The sequence below is a fragment of the Rhodanobacter sp. MP7CTX1 genome (assembly GCF_014205795.1).
Lineage (GTDB): Bacteria > Pseudomonadota > Gammaproteobacteria > Xanthomonadales > Rhodanobacteraceae > Rhodanobacter.
Genome location: NZ_JACHCN010000007.1, coordinates 164,785 through 182,051, shown reverse-complemented (window position 1 = coordinate 182,051; position 17,267 = coordinate 164,785). Strand labels below are relative to the sequence as shown.

Below are 17,267 nucleotides of genomic sequence, written 5' to 3'. Positions count from 1 at the left end.
TCTCAGGTTGAACGGTTGCGTCGCTGCAGACTTGGCCACGGGTACAGTCAGTGCGTAGATGTGGCTTCCTTTCCAGTCTCCGACAAATAACGTGCCCGGGTTGCCAAAGGTGAGACTGTTCGCGGACTCGATCTGATCAGATGCATGTGCTAGCGCGAGATGAAGAGTAAGCACTCCGGCAGCCGAAGTGAGTAGTACATGACGAGCCATATCGGGCCTCCACGGTACCCACGAATGAGAGACCCGGCTTGGCGCTTCCGTATGCGTGAGCGGCGACATGCCTACTCAATCTTTTCTTGCGTCCGGGTGTACCTCATTGTTATGCCATGAGGGAAGCCCGTCTTTAACGATCCCTGCGCGGATTGCTCGAACCTAACGCAATCTCCGCATGTGATATGGCTCTGTCGTGCCTGACTCACCTGCCTCAATGACTGACATGAGTATGGAGCGCCATGGAGCTTTGCGCGGGTTGACCACCAATGTAGTGACGCACGACTGCGCCGTTCTCGGCATGCAACATGCGCTCGTCGCTCTGCGCGACCGAGGCGCCGTCGACGAGGCGGGCGGGCTGATCGCCACCTTCGCTGAGAGTCAAAGCGGCAGGTTCATAGAAAGTGCCGTGGATGTGCAACCTGACGAGACAGGCTACACCGTGGTCGCTTCGTCCTACAGAGATGCCAGCTTCATTTCCAGAGGAGCTGCTAATCGCCATACGTGGAGCGGGCGAAAAGTGGGTAGATGACCTCTTGGGCGGTTAGGTTGGATGAATTTCCTCAGCCTCAGCCTGGCCACTGCTCTCGGGCGGGTAAACCCACTCGTCGATCATGTCGCCCGACGCCGTCGGAATCTGCACAGTGATGCGATTGGCAGATGAGTTGCCGGGGGTTGTCATCGTCATCGCTTCTCAGTCATTGCGCTTCAGTCACGAATGGGCGGCGTCAATCTAATTCGTGGCTCACTACGCGATTCTTGCCGGCTCGCTTGGCTTCATACAGGGCAGCGTCGGCGGCTTCCAGGAGCGGGGTGTAGGACTCGCCACGGCTAGGCACCGCCGTCGCTCCGCCGATGCTGACGGTGACGCACATCCCTTCGGAGGCGTCAGACGTGATCGAAAGGCCGCGAATATTTGCGCAGATCCGCTCAGCAACTCGCTTAGCACCTGCCTGCAATGTTGAGGGCAGCACCATGGCGAACTCTTCGCCGCCGTATCGGGCCACGAGATCGGCCGGACGGTGCGCGCATTCCTGCATCACCTTGGCGACCTGCTTCAACACTTCGTCCCCGGCGAGGTGGCCGTAGGTGTCGTTGTACAGCTTGAAGTTGTCGACATCGATCATGAGAATCGAGAAGTCTTCGCGATCGCGAACGGCGCGACGCCACTCGCTTTCCAGGTACGCGTCCAGATTGCGCCGATTGCTGAGTCCCGTGAGGCCATCGACGTCGCTCAGTCGACGCAACGTTTCGTTCAACTGCATCAGTTGCTGCTGGTTTTCGCGCAAAGCACGGTAAGCCGCGTCGCGCTGCAGCTGATTCGTATAGGCCCGCGAGTGATGACGGATGCGCGCGATCAGTTCGATGCTGTCCGGGAGCTTGACCAGATAGTCGACCGCGCCAGTCGCGAACGCCAGGCTCTTTACTGCGGCGTCTTCCTTGCTGGACAGCACGATGATCGGAACATGCCGGAGCGCCGGATGCATCTGGTAGAGATGGATCTGGGTCATGCCGTCGACATCGGGCATGATCAGGTCCTGCATGATCACCGTGGGTCTCAACGCCGCGGCCATTCCGATGGCCTCTGCGCCTACGCTGCAGTAGTGGAATTCGATATCCGGTTCGTTCTCGACCGCCCGGCGAACTGCCTCGCCGATGATGGCCTGGTCATCAACCAGAAATACGACAATCCGAGCCTCGCTCACGGATGTTTCGAGGGTTGCAGGAAGGGCGATTGAACCTCGTGAGATCATTTGGGCGTGCTCCTCGAGTTGACTGCAAAGACGTCCTGCAGCCTGGGCGCGATCTTTTCGATCGGCAGGATGTCGACCGCAGCGCCGAGTTCCGCAGCGGCCTTCGGCATTCCGTAAACGGCGCTGCTCGCCTTGTCCTGGGCGATCGTGTGGTGGCCCCTCAACCGCAACTCTTTGAGGCCAGCGGCGCCATCGCGTCCCATGCCCGTGAGCAGCACACCGATCGCCTCTCCCGGCCACGACGCGTTGATGCTTTCAAAGAACACATCGACAGAGGGGCAATAGGACAGTTCGGCCGGCTCACGGGTGTAGTCCAAGCAGCCATTGGCGTTCACAACCAGGTGTTTGTGGGCACGTGCCAACAACACCGTTCCCGCTGCCGGGCAGTCGCCAGGCCGCGCAAGGCGAACTGGCCAAGTGGAGGAGCGGCTGAGCCAATCCGCCATGCCCTGCGTGAATTGCTCGTCGATGTGTTGGATCACCACGATCCCTGCCGGAAATGTCGCTGGCAACCCCCCGAGCACTTTCGCCACCGCAAGCGGCCCCCCCGCCGAAGCACCGATCGCAACCAGCCGATTTGCAGCAGGTGGGCAGTCGGCAGATTTTCGTGCCGTCCTGGCTGGCTGGACGCCGATCAACCTGCCGATCATGTCGATTTTTGCGAGCAGTGGCGCGGCGTTGCCCGCGCCGTCGCCAAGCATCGGCATGTCGGTGGCGTCGATGGCGCCGTAGCCCACGGCCTCGAACACCAGCGGCGCATTGTCCCTGACGCTGGCAGTCACAATCAGCACGGCGCAAGGCGTGTGGGCCATGATCTGCCGAGTGGCCTCGACCCCGTCCATGCCGGGCATCAGCAAATCCATCAGCACCAGGTCGGGCCGGTTCTGGGCGCAGCGCGCGACAGCTTCCTCGCCATCTGTCGCCGACCACAGGATCGTGTGCTCGGGTCGTTGCGCCAACGCGCGCCGCAGCGCTTCCAGCGCAATGACCAGGTCATTGACGATGCCGATCTTCATGCCGTCGCCTCACCGATCAGGTCGACCACCGCCTGCAACAAGTCGTCCTCATGGAAGCTGCCCTTGGTAAGGTAGAAGTCGGCGCCGGCATCCAGCCCGCGTCGCCTATCCTCGTCGCGGTCCTTGTACGACACCACCATGACCGGCACATCACGCAAGCGGGCATCATTCTTGATGAGGCCGGTCAGCTCGATGCCGTCCATGCGCGGCATGTCGATGTCGGTGACGACGAGGTCGAACTGACCCAGGCGCACCGCGTTCCATCCGTCCACGCCGTCGACCGCGACCTCGACGACGTAACCGCCGTTCTCGATCAGCTTGCGTTGCAACTCGCGCACGGTAAGCGAGTCGTCCACCACCAGCACACGCTTGCGTGCTACTTCGTCGACGCCTTCGTCGTAGCGCACGCTCGCCAAATGCCCGGTCGTTACCAGCCGTTCGACCGACTGGATCAGGTCGTCCACGTCGACGATGAGCAACGGCGATCCATCGTCGAGCAACGCGCCGGCGCTGATGTCCTTGATCTTGCCCAAGCGCGGGTCCAGCGGCTGGACGACGAGCTCGAATACCCCGCGGAAGCCATCCACCGCCAGCCCGTACTCGTGGCGGCGGTCACCGACCACAATGACCGATAGCTGGTCAGGAGCGATTTTCGACTCGGTACCTTCCAGCACCTGCCGGGCAGCAACCAAACCGACCTGGCGGCCTCTCAACTGGAAGTGCTGGCGCCCCTCCAGCAGCTCCACCTCGGCGCGCAGCACCGTCGCCGTGCAAACAATATTTGCCAGTGGGAACGCGTAGGGTTCACCCCCAATCTCAGTGACCAGGGCCTTGACGACCGAGGTCGTCAGCGGCAGACGCAACTGGAAGCGCGAGCCTTGTCCGGCCCGGGATGACAGAGTCACGCTTCCGCGCACCCTTTTGACCATGTTCTGCACGACATCCAGGCCAACGCCCCGGCCGGAGATCTCCGACACGGTGTCCTTGACCGTAAAGCCGGGTAGAAACAGGAACTCCAGCAGCTCAGCCTCAGTGAAGCGTTGCGCAGTCTGCTCGTCGGCCAGGCCGCGCGCGACGATCGCCCGGCGCACACGTTCGATGGCGATGCCCTGGCCGTCGTCGGAGACACTGATCTCCAGCAACCCGGCGATGTGGTGGGCATCGAGGCGCACGTGGCCTTCAGCGGGTTTGCCGGCCGCCAGCCGTTCCAATGGTGACTCGATGCCGTGGTCGATGGCGTTACGCAGCAGATGCGTGAGTGGCGCCTTGAGCTTATCCAGCACGTCGCGGTCGACCTGGGCCGTGTCGCCGACGATTTCGAGGTGCGCCTCCTTGCCCAGCTCACGCGCCAGATCCCGAACCATTCGCCGGAATTCCTGGATGCCGTCGGCGAACGGTCGCATGTGGCTAGCCAGGGCCTCGTCGTTGAGCCGGTGCGCGACACTTGCACAGCGCCGATCGAACATATCCAGCTGCGTCACCCGGTCGGCAAGGACCCGCTGGCATTCGTCGATCTTGCCGCGTGCTTCCGCCAGGATTTCCGCAGCGCCCGGGTCGGTCGACCCGGAGTCATTGAGACGGTCGAGTGCAGTCGCGGTGTCGCGCTGAAGCTGCTTGAGCCGCGTCAGTGAGCGAATGAAAGGCTCGAGCCAACGCGACGCGACCAGTGATTCACCAGCCAGTGCGAGCATGCGGTTGAGGTTGCTCGCGGTGACCCGCAGCACGCGTTCAGCGATTTCGTCGCCAGCGACGCCGGCGGCATCGGCCGGGAGCGAAGCTCGGGGCGCGGTCGATCCCTCCGTGTCGGTGTTGGAAGCCAACGCAGACGCGAGCGCAGCCCGAAACGCTTCCGCTTCCGGCGATGCCGCCTGTGTCCATCGCTCGCCGTCCTCTGCGGGCGTGTCGGCGATGCGGCCAATCAGATCGACGCCGCGCAGAAGCACATCGATGACACCATGGCGTAGCGTGAGGCGGCCCAGTTGGGCTTCGACCAGACAATCCTCCATCGCATGGGCAACGACGACGGCAGCCACCAGCCCGACGATGCGCGCCGCGCCCTTGAGCGAGTGCGCGGCGCGCATGCAGGCTTCGAGATCGACGGCGGAAGTGGGCGCGCGCTCCAGCGCGAGCAACCCGTCCGTCAAGACTTGCCCCTGCCCCTCCGTTTCCATACGGAACAGGTCATGCATCGAATAGTTGCTGAGGTTGCCCGTACTCATCCCAGCCGACGCCCCAGTGCGTGGAACAGCAGCTCGGCATCGAGCAACCCTACCGTGTGATCATCCCAAGGCAGCAGTTCCGTGGTGAAACTGGCCACCGATTTGGCGATCGTAGCGGGCACGCTGCGCAGGATATCCGGGTCGAAACGGTGGCTGCCGTGCACCTCGTCGGCCTCGAAGGCCAGGCGCTGACCTTGCATCGCCACGACCACCAGCCGCCGGCTTACCGGGTTTTGGCGAGCGCCCCCCGGGGTGGCGGGCGTGCCGGGCTGGAACAGCGGCTCCAGGGCGAGGCAAATCGTTAGTTGTCCTCGCACGTTCACAAGGCCCCGCATCGCGCCTTCGCGTCGATGCGGCAACGTGTGAATCGCCCTTGTTTCCACGACCTCGCCGATCACCGAAGAGGGCAATCCGAGCCACTCCGGGCCCAGTCGAAAGATGAAGGTCGAACGGGTGAGCAACTCACGGCTGGCCGCTGTTCGCGCGACATGCTTCGTCGCTTCACGCAACTCGGCATCGTCGAGAGCGCGATCGAGCAACTCGGCGACGAGGGATGCAACGCTGCCTGTAGGTCGCGGGTCGGTCATGTCAGCTCGCCGCTTCGCCACAGCGCCGCGCGCGCAGACGCATTCGCTGGCTGCCGGCTACATCGCCCTTGGTCTCCAGCAGCGATGCCAGGTGCACCAAGGACTCCAAGTGGTCGGGTTGCAAATACAGCGCCTTGCGGAAATGGTCCTCTGCACGTGCACGATGCCCTGTTGCGCCGTGGATCAAACCCAGTAAGTAAAGCGCCTGCGCCGACGGGCCGTGTGCATTGAGATGCGCCTCGCCGGCTGTGGCCGCGTCGGCAAAGTGGCCGGCGTCAGCGAGTCTTTGCACAGCCTCAAGATCGGATTCGACCACGGGCGGCGGGACGGAAATCGTCGTGTGGTGAACAGCACGGCTGGGCACGGCGGCGGCAGCCGTCTCCAAGCGTGCGACCACTGATCGCGCAGGCGGTGCGGCGCGCGGTGCCGGCTGACTCGGTCGCTTGGTCTCGGGCTTGCGAAACGCGAACGCCATGGGCATCTGCGCCGAAGCAAAGCCCAGGTTCAACATCAGGCCCGTTTCGGCTGGGCCGACAAAGAGCACTCCTTCGGCGCGCAGCAAACCTGACAACACGCCGACGGCGCGGACCTGGGTGTCTTCGTCGAAATAGATCAGCAGGTTCCGGCAAAAAATGGCGTCGTAAACCGCTTCGCCTTTCAGCGCATCGAGAGCGAGGACGTTGCCCCATTCGAAGCGCACATGCTTGCGCACCACCTCCGACAGCTGCCACTTGCCAGCGATGGATTCAAAATGACGCTCGCGGAACTGCAGGTCGTGGCCGCGGAATGAGTTGCTGCCGTACAGTCCACGTCGCGCCTTGGCGAGCGCCTGTTCGCTGATATCGATGGCATCCACGCGCAGGCGCGCCGCGGGAAACCCCGCATCCAGCAAGGCCATTGCCATCGAGTAGGGCTCCTCCCCCGAGCAGCAGGGTAGGCTCAGCAACCGGAGCTGGATGTTCTTGGGCTGCGCGGCGAGCCAATCGCCATTGAACACCCGGGCCAGCGCCGCGAACGCATCGCGATCGCGGAAGAACCAGGTCTCCGGCACGATCACCGCCTCAATGAGCTCCTGTTGCTCGACTGCAGAGGCCTGTACAAAGTTCCAATAGCCTGCGATGTCATGCAGCGCGCAGACGGCCATACGGATTTTGACTGCACGCTCGACAGCTGCTGGCCCGATAGTCGCCGAATCCAGCCCCATCGTTTCCTTGAGCCACACCTTGAAGTCGGTCCAAGGCATCAGCTGACGACCGGCTGCTTGAACAGGAGATCGCGCACCCCGTCCGGGAGCAGGTGATCGGTCTGCACCCACTGCACGATGCCGCGCGAATCCGAAACGATCGGACCCAAGTACGGCGCACCGTCGCTGCGCACACCGCTCGGTACGAATTCGGCGGGGTCGCGCACCAGCGTTTCCGACGCGTTCTCCGCGATCAGCCCGAGCGGCTTTGTGTCGCCGTCCACCAGGTACTCCACCATGATGATCCGTGTGCTTCGCCGCGGCTGTGCCGACCGGCCGAGCGCCAATTGGCTCAAGTCGATCAGCGGTACCAGAGTGCCGTGATAGTCGAAGGCACCGGCCACCGCCGCGGGCGCGCCCGGGATGGCCTTGGGAACCACGAGCGGCAGCACAGCGGCGACCTTCGCCGCCTCGATCGCGTAACGATCCTCGCCCAGTTGGAATAGCAGGAACAGCATGCCGTCGCTCTCTATGGTGCCGCCTTCATCCCGGCAGTGTCCGGACCCTTATTGCTTCCTCTACGCCTGCAGCTTGAACTTCGAGACACCGTCGCGCAGCCCTGCGCTGACATGATGCAGTTCGTCGACCGCCTGGTTCGACTGTCGCAAGGCATCGACTGTCTGCTGCGCGGCTTCGCTCAATTGCGCTAGCGCCTGAGTGATTTGCTCAGCGCCGGTGGCTTGCGCCTGCACGCCTTCGTTGACGGACTCGAAGCGCGGCACCATCGCCTGCACGTGCTGGATCACTTGCGACAGTTGTTCGCCGACTCGGCGCACGTCGCTGGTGCCACGACGGACCTCTTCGGAAAACTTGTCCATGCCCATGACGCCGGCTGACACCGCCGACTGGATCTCGCGCACCATCTGCTCGATGTCGAGCGTCGACACCGCGGTCTGATCGGCCAGACGACGGATTTCCGTGGCCACCACCGAAAAGCCGCGACCGTATTCGCCGGCCTTCTCCGCTTCGATCGCGGCATTGAGCGAGAGCAGGTTGGTCTGGTCGGCCACCTTGGTGATGGCGGTAACGACCTGGCTGATGTTGCCGGCCTTTTCGGTGAGCACGGCGAACTTGGCGTTGATCGACGCGGTGGCTTCCATGACTCTGCCCATGATCTCCCCCATCTGCACCAGCCCGGACTGGCCGTCGCTGGCGAGCGCGGCGGTCTGTTCCGCGCCGGACGCCACCGTACTCATCGTGCGAACCAACTCCTTGGAGGTAGCCGAGATTTCGCGTGAAGTCGCGCCGATCTCGGTGGTAGTGGCGGCAATCTCGGTGGCGGTGGCCTGCTGCTCACGCAGCGTCGCGGCAATCTCGTTAATCGACGAGTTGACCTGAATGCCGGAGGTCTGGACCTGCCCCACCAACGCCGACAGGTCGTTGCCCATGCGGTCGTAGCCCTGCGCAAGCACACCAAATTCGTCTGTGCGCGCCAATGCCAGCCGCCCGCTCAGGTCGCCCTTCGCCATCACTTCCACTGCCCGAGTGAGCAGGTGCAGCGGCTGGCTGATGGCCTTGAGCAGGTAAAAACCGGTCAGGACCGCCAGCGCGAGCGCGCCGAGGAAGGTCACCCAGATGCCGGTTTTCGCGGCCGCGGCAGCCTTGGCGATATCTCCCGTGACGGCAAAGGCATCACTGTGGTTGTGCTCTTCGATCCGCACGATCACCGTGTTGGCCTGCTCGAACGTCGGGTCCATGCGAACTCGCAGGAAGTCCCGAGCTGCATCGCTATGTGCCCTGCTCAGCCGAATCGCCTCGGGCAGCGCGGCGAGATATGGCACGCTGGCGCGCTTCAATGCCTCGAAGTCTTTGCGCTCGTCAGCCGTGAAGACGGTCGCCTCGTAGCGACCAAGCTGCGCGTCGAAGGCGGCGCCATTGGTGCGCAGCTCATCTTCGATTCGGGTCATCGTGACCGCATCGGCGGCGAGCATGTGCGCTTGCAGCAGCGACTGATTCGCTGCCCAAGCGGATTGCAGTTGGTCGGCAGCATACATCCCGGGGAGAGCGTCTCCTTGCAGGACAGCACCGTCCGCCTCGATGCGAAGCAGCCGCTGGATGGCAACACCACCCATCACCAGCATCACTGCGAGGATCACCGCAAAGCTCAGAAGAATCCGCTGACGGATCGTGATGTTCATAGCTGGGGCTCCGGGCTTCCCCGACGTCAGCACCCTGCTTAACATATTAGATGTGTAGGACGAGTTCACCCCGCTGGCCGTGGATTCGCAATAGTGCTGTCGGATTCGCTGTCGAATCTGTTGCAAGACGACATGGCGGCTCAACGCCGTGAATACCGAAACCATCTACAGCGATGGCGAAACCGGGTATACCGATTACCCATTGTTGGACGAAGCCGTGTAAGGAGCGGATCGCGAATGTAGAGCTCGAGCCGACAAAATTTGATGTACTAACCTGCGGGCGCTACGTAGAGCACGACGCAGAAGTGCATGAACCCGCATCGATCCTTGCGGATCTGCAACGCTTCAATTTCGACACTGCGCTTTCCTCATGTACTGCGGCGCTGCCGAGTCTGATCGTCTTCGCCGGAAGCGAAGGTGTTTTGTACGGCAGCGATTTCCGTATGCGCCGGCACACGTGGGTAGTGGGACGCCCAGTGCATTGACGGGCGGATTGTCGAGGGTCACGACGATGTCAGCATGTCATGGTTGGTACCTGCACTGCTGATGCGTGGCAGCCTGCTGTTGCCGATGCTTCTACCCGTGGCCAACGTCACCTTCAGTGTTTTCGCGATTGACAGCTATAGCCATGGCTACCGCTTCAAGAACATTGTCAGGCAGCTGACCTATTCGTTCGCAACAGCCACCACCATCATTCTCCTGCAGCACAGGAATGCGCTTCACTACAGCCGCCTGGCAGAGTCAGTCAATCCATTCAATCCGGTTTACCAGACCACAATCGATGCCCTGACCCGATCACTCATGGCACTCGGACACTCGCTCGACGAGAGCAAGGGCATAGCCCTCGCGAAGATCGGCCAGGGAATTTCTTCCCAAGCGGCTTTCCTCAGCGCGCAGGATGGATTCACTTTTCTGGGACTGGTTGCCCTATGCGGCATTGGCTTCGGCATCTGGCAGCGTCAGATCCGGTGAGTCAACGAAAGGCCGTAGCAGAAGCGCTCCACCCCACCTTCCGGGCTTGTTTCCGTAATCATCGCCCACCGTTCCTGGCGATCTGGGGGCAAGAACGATCCGTTCTTCCTGCCGCCGGGCACCGAAGCGTTCAAGCGCGACATTCCAGAGGCGCAGATTCACTTCTTCGACACCGGGAATTTCGCCGTTCAAGCAGTATGAAGCGGGCTTTGATCTCAACTTCGCGCGGAGGCCTCCGCCGACGATTTCGCCACGATCAATCTTCGCATCCACACCGAACTGGCCATCGATTACTTCGTGCTCAGCGGCTACGACCTTGAGCAGGAGATCCTCGACGACACCGTCCTGAACGGTCAAAAATTCCTGGATCTGACTCAGGCCCGCGTGCAGGTCGGGTACGCCCGAAAAGGCGATGTTTCGACGGCGCAGGCACAGCTGGATGGCGCGCGAACGCAGGCCACCGAAATGCGGTTAAAGCGCGCAAACCTGGAACACGCCATCGCGATCCTTACCGGCGCTCCGCCATCCAACCTTTCGCTGCCCGAGGGCCGCTTGATATCGATCCACCGGCCATCACGGTTAACCTTCCCTCGGAATTGCTTGAGCGAAGGCCCAATATTGCGGCGGCGGAAAATCGTGTAGCCGCTGCCAACGCGGACATTCGTGAGGAATCCTGCGACTCCTCATGGAGGCGTCAGTGGGTTTGTTGATCAGCATTGATCTTGGCCAGATACAGGCTCAGTTTGTCGACCTCGTCATCATCGATCGGCGCGCCATAGGTGTGGCGCATCTTGTTGATCTCGGCCGTCCACTGAGCCCGTGACAAGGCTGGCTGCTTCAGCACCATGCTGGCCGAATGGCAGATCAGGCACTTGCCGGAAAGATCAGAACCCGGCCCAGGCGGAAACTCAGTACGACTGACCGGCAGTTCTACGGAAACCGAATGGATGGCGATCGGAGCCGGTGGTCCCGCCTGCACCACTGAAAAGCCAAAAATGAGAGGTGCCAACGTGATCGCAACAGTGAGTGCAGAGATGCATTTCATGGGGGCAGACTCAGGCAACAGTGACCTTGATCGACTCGACAACGTTGCGCATGAATCCGCCAGAATTCCAGTTCGGGACGGCTGGCTGCTCGACGCCGTTGCTATTGATCGCTTTGACCATCAGGGTGTTTTCACCACGGGAACTTGGCGTGTAGTGGGCATTCCAGCGCCTGAAACTGTATTTGCCATGATCCTCTTCCAGCATCGCATCCATCCAATGCGCGCCACCATCGCTCGACCAGAACACTTTGGACACTCCTGCGTCCCCGCCAAATGCGATCCCTCGAGTATGCACCGCATGCCCGACGAGCACTCGATCACCGTCGCGTAGATTGGTGATGAACGAGCGCGGCGGCATGTGGCTGATTGGCACGCTCTTGAAATCGCTCTGGCCCGGCTTGACGCTGGCGTATGGCGTGTCCGGCACGAGGTACGCCTTCGCCATCCAATAGTTGTCGTCTACCCTGTCCAGCACCTCAATGTCGTTGAGCATTTTCACCCAATAGGTGGAATACCAACCGGGCACGATGAGCCGCAATGGAAAGCCGTTCAACAGCGGCAACTGCTCACCATTCATGCCGTAGGCAATCATCACCTCGCCGTCCCGTGCGTGATCGATGTCGAGGGACTTCAGAAAATCAGGCGTACCGCTAATTAGGCCTGTGTCCAGCCCATTGAAGCGAACTTGGACCGCCCCCGCACTCACCCCTGCCCTGTCCAGCACATCTTTCAGTCGCACACCGGTCCAGCGTGCGCAACCCATGGCACCATTGGCCCATTGGCCACCAGCGACTCTTGGATTGAACAGGCCGCGGGAATTGCCCGAGCACTGATTTACCGCAGCAAGCTCGACTGGCGCGAACTCGGTCATCAGTTGGTGAAGAGTTAGTGACAGGGGCTTGCCGATATGGCCCCGTACCGTCAGACGAAAGGCCTCTGCGTCGATCTGGGTGGGGATATAAGCCAGGTGCCAGCGCACGAAGAAACGATTATTGGGTGTAAATACGCCGTGATCGAATACATCGAATGGGGTTTCCAATAAAGGCGGGCGCGTGCGCAAGAGGATCATTTCGCCTTTCTGCGGAAAGGCATTCGTCAATTCGCGCTCTCCGTTGACGAACGGCAATCGAACCGACTTCGCCGTCGCGCCCAGTGCGCGGGCTCCTCCGATCAGCCCGATGGAACCGAAGAGGCCGGCAGCCTGCAAAAAGTGCCGCCGCGACGGCTCGATAGCGCTCCCTTCCCTGCTCATGACTCTTACCCCTCGGAATTGGCGAGGCCCTGAAATCCAGGCCATGCATTGCCGCATGGATGTCTAGCAACGAACATCTTGATAATAGCACTCGATAAGTTCCTCAAGTTCGCACAGCAAGATCAATGCCAGCGGGAAAGGACGCCTGATGGAACAATTGCGGTGGTTGCGCGCAACAGGGCGCACAATCAATTACGGGACATTGATCACGCCCTCGGCAATGAAATGATTGAGTGGCGAGGCCCGCGCAAAATATTTGAGCGTCTGGTTTCGCTTCGCCTTCGCAAGCGTTCGCGTGCCCATGGCGGCTGCCCACGAGGGCCAGTCTGATGATCCTGACTTCAGTGTTTCGTCGCCAATCTGCTTGAATCCGAATGCCTGTGTCGGAATTTCAAGGACTTTTGCCAGCGCGATCTTATGATTCTTGGAGCGCTCATGGACGGCCAGCAAAATGGAAGCGTACCCCGCTACCTTTTCCAGATGATCCTCGGAGATTACGCCCAAGTCTCACGACTCCTTAAGCGAGTGGCTCAACCTATTTGGCAGACGCAACGACAAAAAGCCACCGAGGGAGAGAACGCGTCTCTATTGTGTGCAATGGATTGAGTTGGCCTGAGTCACGCTGACTTGTTTGTATTGCGGTCATCAAGCAACCGAGACTATGCCGACCAACGCGCGCCAATTTTTCTATGAAATGGTGCCGTCGATACGCTAACGATCGGCCTCGCCAAGGGACTCGGACCGCAGGGCGTACACGTGAACGCGGTGCGCCCGTATACGAAGTGCCGTTAACCTCCACAACAACGCCGCCGACACAGCGCTGGTTCGTGGCAAGCAAATGACGCTGCTGGTCTGAATACGCCGCCAGCTGGCGCTGGCGAAGGTCGAACGCTTGCTGAGCACGTTGCTGAGTAAGCTGGTCTTGCGATTGCTGAGAAGCAGACGCGTTGCCGCCAGCAAACGTCTGGATGATCGTTTGAGCTTCATCGATATCACGTTGACGCTCAAACTCGTGGTACGCGATTTACCCGAAAAGCAAGATCAGTGCGGCGCACACAATCCCTAATGCAATCCTTAACGACGAATCCATCGAACCCCCTATTTCAGCCTGAAGCATACACGCGCTTTGCCGCTGGCAGATCGTGGGATCGATCAGCGTTGTAGTAAGGAGGTTGCTGATAGAAGGTTTCTACCGAGGGAACATACGAACGGACTGCTCCAGCTGGGTTGAGATCCAAGAAATGTTGCTGCTTGACTGTCACGCTCACGCTCGGTCACGAGGCCCACAGCAGAACCTCAACGATAGACTCCGTCCGCTTGCGCGTCCGCCAACCTTACGGCGTCATGGCGCCCGAGCCAATGATTCGGAAACTCCTGACGGGGCGTCGGGAATAAAAGTCTGTCCTGAGTGATCAAGTACCTGAGTCCCCCATCAGGAAGAATGTCATGAGCGAGTTTGATCACAACGGTTCTGGACATGATGCAAGTCGGCGAAAGGCACTGGGCTGTTTGGCGGCCTGGACAGGAGCCGCGGTTCTTTGGAACGTCACGGGCGGCGTCCCTAGGGCCTTAGGGATGACATCAGATGGCACCCTTCAGTCCGCACCTGCCAATTCCCTGACCTTTGTGCAGATTAGCGATACACACCTCGGCTTCAACAAACAAGCCAATCCTGACGTTGTCGGCAGTTTGCGGCGCGCCATAGCGGACATCAATGCCTTGCCGCAACGCCCCGCCTTCGTCGTGCATACCGGTGACATAAGTCATCTATCGCGGGCGGAGCAGTTTGGCCAGGCACGCGAGATATTCAAGGAGATTCATGTCGACCGCATGCATACAGTTCCCGGAGAACATGATGCGATCGATGACGGAGTGAATGGCTATCTAAAGTTCTTCGACACGGATGGACACGGTCGCGCCTGGTACAGCTACAACCAAGGCGGCGTGCACTTCATAGGCCTGAACAACGTCCAGAACTTCAAGATGGGCACGATGGCCGCGTTGGGTGACGAACAGCTGGAGTGGCTGAAAACCGATCTCGCCAACGTATCGCATTCCACCCCGATCGTGGTCTTTGCGCACATTCCGATGTGGACCATCTGGGCTCCCTGGGGCTGGGGTACATCCGATTCTGATATAGCACTTGCCCTACTGCGTCCCTTCGGTTCGGTGACCGTTCTCAACGGCCACATTCACCAGGTGATGCAGAAAGTGGAAGGTCACGTCGCGCTACATACCGCCGCATCGCTTGCCTATCCACTGCCGACTCCGGGGCAGGCCGGATTTGGCGAGCCGAGTCCCATGACCGTAGCTCCTGGAGAGCTGGGCAAACTGCTTGGCACGCGCCAAGTGTCGGTTGTCCGCGGGCAACAACGCCTGGCGCTCATCGATACCCCGCTCGACCATTGACTGCATAACACCTCACTAATTCAACGAGACAATCATGAAAAAAACCATGACTCTGCCGAACATACGGCGATATGGCATGTCGTGCATGACTGCTTGCCTATGGTTACTCAGCGCTACTTTTTCGGTTCAGGCATCGACGCCCACGCAAGGGGTCGATATCAGCAAAATGGCTTTCCGTCCCGGCGATATGACAGTGAAGCCAGGCACCAAAGTGACATGGACCAACCGTGATCAAATTCCTCATACTGTGACGAGCAAAGACAAGGGCGGCGTACTTACGTCCCAAGGCCTCGATACCGGGGACAGTTATTCCTACACATTCACCCAGCCGGGTGACTACGTCTACTTTTGCACCGTTCATCCATTCATGATTGGGGTGGTGCATGTCCGCAAGTAGTCCAATGGTGCTGCGCGAAAGACCGTGAGCCATGGCCACCTCGAACCAATAAAGCGTTATTGGTGATTTGGCGGTTAGTCATCTAGATGGGGGGGTGCCGAGCGAATTTCGCGAAATCTTGACGTTGCGCGAAATCAAGGAGCTCTCCTATCGTGAAATTTGTGACGCGCTACCTTACCCAGCCGCACGGTGATGTCCCGACTGGCAGGGAAGTCACGGCACCGGTCGGCTTCTCTTTCATGACCCGTGCGTAGTTTGAATGTGCACACCGTGTCCCCGGACAGGTGGCCACATGTGTCAGGTTTAAACACGTTTCAATGCGGGAACACGGCAGCGGCTATCTACAATTCAAGCGCCGGCCACTGCAGCCATATCCGCATCAGGCCGCACGCGCTGCATATGTTCGCGGCACAGTTGTTCTACCAGCGCACGGTGATCCGGCAGATCGTCGAGTGCGCGAGTGGCCGCCTGCCGGATCATTGCGAATTCGCGGCGCGCAGCTTCCGTGTGCGGATAGGCGTTGCGCATGGACTCGAGGCTGGTCTGGAACTCCATGCCGTACAGCACGTACTGCCAGCTAGCGGTCGTGAACATTTCCAGGTCACCGACGAAATCCAGCCGATGCGGCGGGCGCTGCTTCCACTTCGCGAGTTTTTCCTGGAGGGTTTGCGGAATGCTGGCGGCGTCGGAGTTGTCGATCCAGAACTTTGAGTCACGCCGCTGGCTCAGGCAGTAGTGCATCTTGATGAAGTCGATGATGCGGTCGTAGCGTGCAACCATCATCTCGTTGAAATGACGCGCGGCACTTTCCATGTTGTCGGTGTCACCTGGCAACAGATGAGTAAGCAGATAGGTAGCCAGTTCGATCAATGCAATTCCGGTCGACTCCAGTGGTTCCACGAAGCCACCGGCGAGGCCGACTGCAACGCAGTTCTTGCGCCAGTGCTCGGGCCGGTAACCGGTTTCAAACTTGATGTGCATGGGCGTCAGCCCTTCGCCGGCCGGGCCCAGGTAACGGCGAAACACTTCCTCAGCACGTTCGGCATCCGTGTGTCGCGAGGAGTACACGTAACCGACACCGCGGCGCTTCTGCAAACCGATGTCCCAGATCCAGCCAGCCTCCTGCGCGGTGGAAATAGTGTAAGGCGGGATCGGCGCATCCGGCTTCGCATAAGGTACCTGCATCGCCACGGCGCGGTCGGCGAACAGGACATCCCGGCGGCTGCGAAACGGCGACTGCATGATGCCGCCGATCAAGGCGCTGCGCAGACCGGTGCAATCCACGTAGAGGTCGGCGGTCAGCTCCCCAAGTTCTTTGGTCACTACGCATGCGATGGCGCCCTGCTCGTCCAACACGGCGCGCTCGACTGTCGCGACGTGCCGCTTCACCCCCAGCGTTTGCTGACCGTGCTCGGCCAACACTTTTGCAAAACAGGCCGCGTCGAAATGGAACGCGTGATTCATCGGCCCCTGATAATCAGCATCCGTCGGTCGCTTCGGTGCGCGTCCATGATCGACCAAGGTGCTTTGCATGGTCACTGCATCGGCGAACGGCATGCCGTCGGGGGCCGCGCCCAATAGCCAGTAAGGCAATAATTCGGGGCCACCCGGCCGTTGGCTCGGCTGGCTGAATGGGTGAAAAAAATGGTCGCTGCCGGGCGTGCCAGGCGGCCTGACCCAATGGCGATAGTGGATACCCTGCTTGTAGGTTGCCGTGGCCCCCACCAGGAACCGCCGCTCGTCCAGCCCGATGGCCGACAACGTGCCGCGGATCGAAGGGAACGTGGCCTCCCCCACTCCGAGCAGGCCGATATTGTCCGACTCGACCAAATGCACTTGGACACTGTCCGGATGAACCGAATTCATGGCCTTCGCCAGATAGCATGCCGCCAGCCAGCCGGCCGTCCCACCACCCACTACAAGCACTTTTTTCAATCGCGACATGTCTTATTCCTTACACGGGCGGTGCCAACGTCACCACTGGTTTGGTACTCGGTAAAAGCATGGTCGGTGTTCACCGCAACC

The 17,267-nt window shown here is 60.5% G+C and carries 16 protein-coding genes; 4 read left to right on the top strand and 12 right to left on the bottom strand.

Translation table 11 applies throughout. The features are described from left to right. Window positions 1-754 precede the first annotated feature (754 nt). The 8 genes from HDE77_RS11220 to HDE77_RS11185 are packed head-to-tail and all read right to left on the bottom strand — an operon-like array spanning window position 755 to window position 9,167. Window positions 755-898, bottom strand: coding sequence for a hypothetical protein (locus tag HDE77_RS11220; protein WP_184417407.1), 144 nt, complete (start codon window positions 896-898; stop codon window positions 755-757). 40 nt (window positions 899-938) lie between these two features. Further along, entirely contained in the window at window positions 939-1,916 is a 978-nt protein-coding gene (locus tag HDE77_RS11215; protein ID WP_343206097.1) for a diguanylate cyclase, read from the bottom strand. 44 nt (window positions 1,917-1,960) lie between these two features. Beyond that, a complete protein-coding gene (locus HDE77_RS11210; RefSeq protein WP_184417405.1) occupies window positions 1,961-2,980 on the bottom strand; it encodes a chemotaxis response regulator protein-glutamate methylesterase in 1,020 nt (339 codons plus the stop codon). Further along, window positions 2,977-5,151, bottom strand: coding sequence for a hybrid sensor histidine kinase/response regulator (locus HDE77_RS11205; protein WP_343206099.1), 2,175 nt, complete (start codon window positions 5,149-5,151; stop codon window positions 2,977-2,979). Before HDE77_RS11205 ends, HDE77_RS11210 begins: the two co-directional genes overlap by 4 nt. A gap of 44 nt (window positions 5,152-5,195) precedes the next feature. Further along, a complete protein-coding gene (locus HDE77_RS11200) occupies window positions 5,196-5,786 on the bottom strand; it encodes a chemotaxis protein CheW (RefSeq protein WP_184417403.1) in 591 nt (196 codons plus the stop codon). Between the two features lies 1 nt (window position 5,787). Further along, window positions 5,788-7,029 carry a CheR family methyltransferase gene (locus HDE77_RS11195; protein ID WP_184417402.1) on the bottom strand — a complete coding sequence of 414 codons (1,242 nt, stop codon included), beginning with the start codon at window positions 7,027-7,029 and terminating at the stop codon, window positions 5,788-5,790. Further along, a complete protein-coding gene (locus HDE77_RS11190) occupies window positions 7,029-7,487 on the bottom strand; it encodes a chemotaxis protein CheW (protein WP_184417401.1) in 459 nt (152 codons plus the stop codon). The genes HDE77_RS11195 and HDE77_RS11190 overlap by 1 nt, the downstream gene beginning before the upstream one ends. A 60-nt stretch (window positions 7,488-7,547) precedes the next feature. Further along, the gene (locus HDE77_RS11185; RefSeq protein ID WP_184417400.1) at window positions 7,548-9,167 is read right to left on the bottom strand and encodes a methyl-accepting chemotaxis protein; all 1,620 of its coding nucleotides are present in this window, start codon (window positions 9,165-9,167) and stop codon (window positions 7,548-7,550) included. A 519-nt stretch (window positions 9,168-9,686) separates the two neighbouring features. Here HDE77_RS11185 and HDE77_RS11180 point away from each other — a divergent pair. Together HDE77_RS11180 and HDE77_RS11175 are read left to right on the top strand one after the other, a co-directional pair. Then, window positions 9,687-10,139, top strand: coding sequence for a hypothetical protein (locus HDE77_RS11180; protein ID WP_184417399.1), 453 nt, complete (start codon window positions 9,687-9,689; stop codon window positions 10,137-10,139). A gap of 297 nt (window positions 10,140-10,436) precedes the next feature. Then, entirely contained in the window at window positions 10,437-10,781 is a 345-nt protein-coding gene (locus HDE77_RS11175; RefSeq protein WP_184417398.1) for a hypothetical protein, read from the top strand. A gap of 52 nt (window positions 10,782-10,833) precedes the next feature. Here the strand turns inward: HDE77_RS11175 and HDE77_RS11170 are convergent, their stop codons facing one another. The 3 genes from HDE77_RS11170 to HDE77_RS11160 all read right to left on the bottom strand — a co-directional run bounded on the left by HDE77_RS11170 (window position 10,834) and on the right by HDE77_RS11160 (window position 12,940). Then, on the bottom strand, window positions 10,834-11,184 hold the full coding sequence (locus HDE77_RS11170) for a cytochrome c (RefSeq protein WP_184417397.1): 351 nt from the start codon (window positions 11,182-11,184) through the stop codon (window positions 10,834-10,836). Window positions 11,185-11,194: 10 nt separating this feature from the next. After that, entirely contained in the window at window positions 11,195-12,481 is a 1,287-nt protein-coding gene (locus HDE77_RS11165; RefSeq protein WP_255482663.1) for a molybdopterin-dependent oxidoreductase, read from the bottom strand. A gap of 147 nt (window positions 12,482-12,628) precedes the next feature. Continuing rightward, window positions 12,629-12,940: a hypothetical protein gene (locus HDE77_RS11160; RefSeq protein WP_184417396.1), complete on the bottom strand. Its 312-nt coding sequence runs from the start codon at window positions 12,938-12,940 to the stop codon at window positions 12,629-12,631. 942 nt (window positions 12,941-13,882) lie between these two features. Between HDE77_RS11160 and HDE77_RS11150 the strand changes: the two genes are divergently transcribed. Then, window positions 13,883-14,845, top strand: a complete 963-nt coding sequence (locus HDE77_RS11150) for a metallophosphoesterase (protein WP_184417395.1) — start codon at window positions 13,883-13,885, stop codon at window positions 14,843-14,845. Window positions 14,846-14,879: 34 nt separating this feature from the next. Then, window positions 14,880-15,242 carry a cupredoxin family copper-binding protein gene (locus tag HDE77_RS11145; protein ID WP_221444234.1) on the top strand — a complete coding sequence of 121 codons (363 nt, stop codon included), beginning with the start codon at window positions 14,880-14,882 and terminating at the stop codon, window positions 15,240-15,242. A gap of 348 nt (window positions 15,243-15,590) precedes the next feature. Here the strand turns inward: HDE77_RS11145 and HDE77_RS11140 are convergent, their stop codons facing one another. Beyond that, complete coding sequence (locus HDE77_RS11140) at window positions 15,591-17,186, bottom strand: tryptophan halogenase family protein (protein ID WP_184417394.1); 1,596 nt, start codon at window positions 17,184-17,186, stop codon at window positions 15,591-15,593. Between the last annotated feature and the right edge of the window lie 81 nt (window positions 17,187-17,267).

Excerpts from the sequence above, each read along its gene's own strand:
- HDE77_RS11200 (WP_184417403.1), bottom strand. The coding sequence starts at position 5,786 with ATGACCGACCCGCGACCTACAGGCAGCGTTGCATCCCTCGTCGCCGAG.
- HDE77_RS11165 (WP_255482663.1), bottom strand. The coding sequence starts at position 12,481 with ATGGCCTGGATTTCAGGGCCTCGCCAATTCCGAGGGGTAAGAGTCATG.
- HDE77_RS11180 (WP_184417399.1), top strand. The coding sequence starts at position 9,687 with ATGTCATGGTTGGTACCTGCACTGCTGATGCGTGGCAGCCTGCTGTTG.
- HDE77_RS11145 (WP_221444234.1), top strand. The coding sequence starts at position 14,880 with ATGAAAAAAACCATGACTCTGCCGAACATACGGCGATATGGCATGTCG.
- HDE77_RS11220 (WP_184417407.1), bottom strand. The coding sequence starts at position 898 with ATGACGATGACAACCCCCGGCAACTCATCTGCCAATCGCATCACTGTG.
- HDE77_RS11170 (WP_184417397.1), bottom strand. The coding sequence starts at position 11,184 with ATGAAATGCATCTCTGCACTCACTGTTGCGATCACGTTGGCACCTCTC.
- HDE77_RS11190 (WP_184417401.1), bottom strand. The coding sequence starts at position 7,487 with ATGCTGTTCCTGCTATTCCAACTGGGCGAGGATCGTTACGCGATCGAG.
- HDE77_RS11140 (WP_184417394.1), bottom strand. The coding sequence starts at position 17,186 with ATGTCGCGATTGAAAAAAGTGCTTGTAGTGGGTGGTGGGACGGCCGGC.
- HDE77_RS11210 (WP_184417405.1), bottom strand. The coding sequence starts at position 2,980 with ATGAAGATCGGCATCGTCAATGACCTGGTCATTGCGCTGGAAGCGCTG.
- HDE77_RS11185 (WP_184417400.1), bottom strand. The coding sequence starts at position 9,167 with ATGAACATCACGATCCGTCAGCGGATTCTTCTGAGCTTTGCGGTGATC.
- HDE77_RS11205 (WP_343206099.1), bottom strand. The coding sequence starts at position 5,151 with ATGGAAACGGAGGGGCAGGGGCAAGTCTTGACGGACGGGTTGCTCGCG.
- HDE77_RS11195 (WP_184417402.1), bottom strand. The coding sequence starts at position 7,029 with ATGCCTTGGACCGACTTCAAGGTGTGGCTCAAGGAAACGATGGGGCTG.
- HDE77_RS11150 (WP_184417395.1), top strand. The coding sequence starts at position 13,883 with ATGAGCGAGTTTGATCACAACGGTTCTGGACATGATGCAAGTCGGCGA.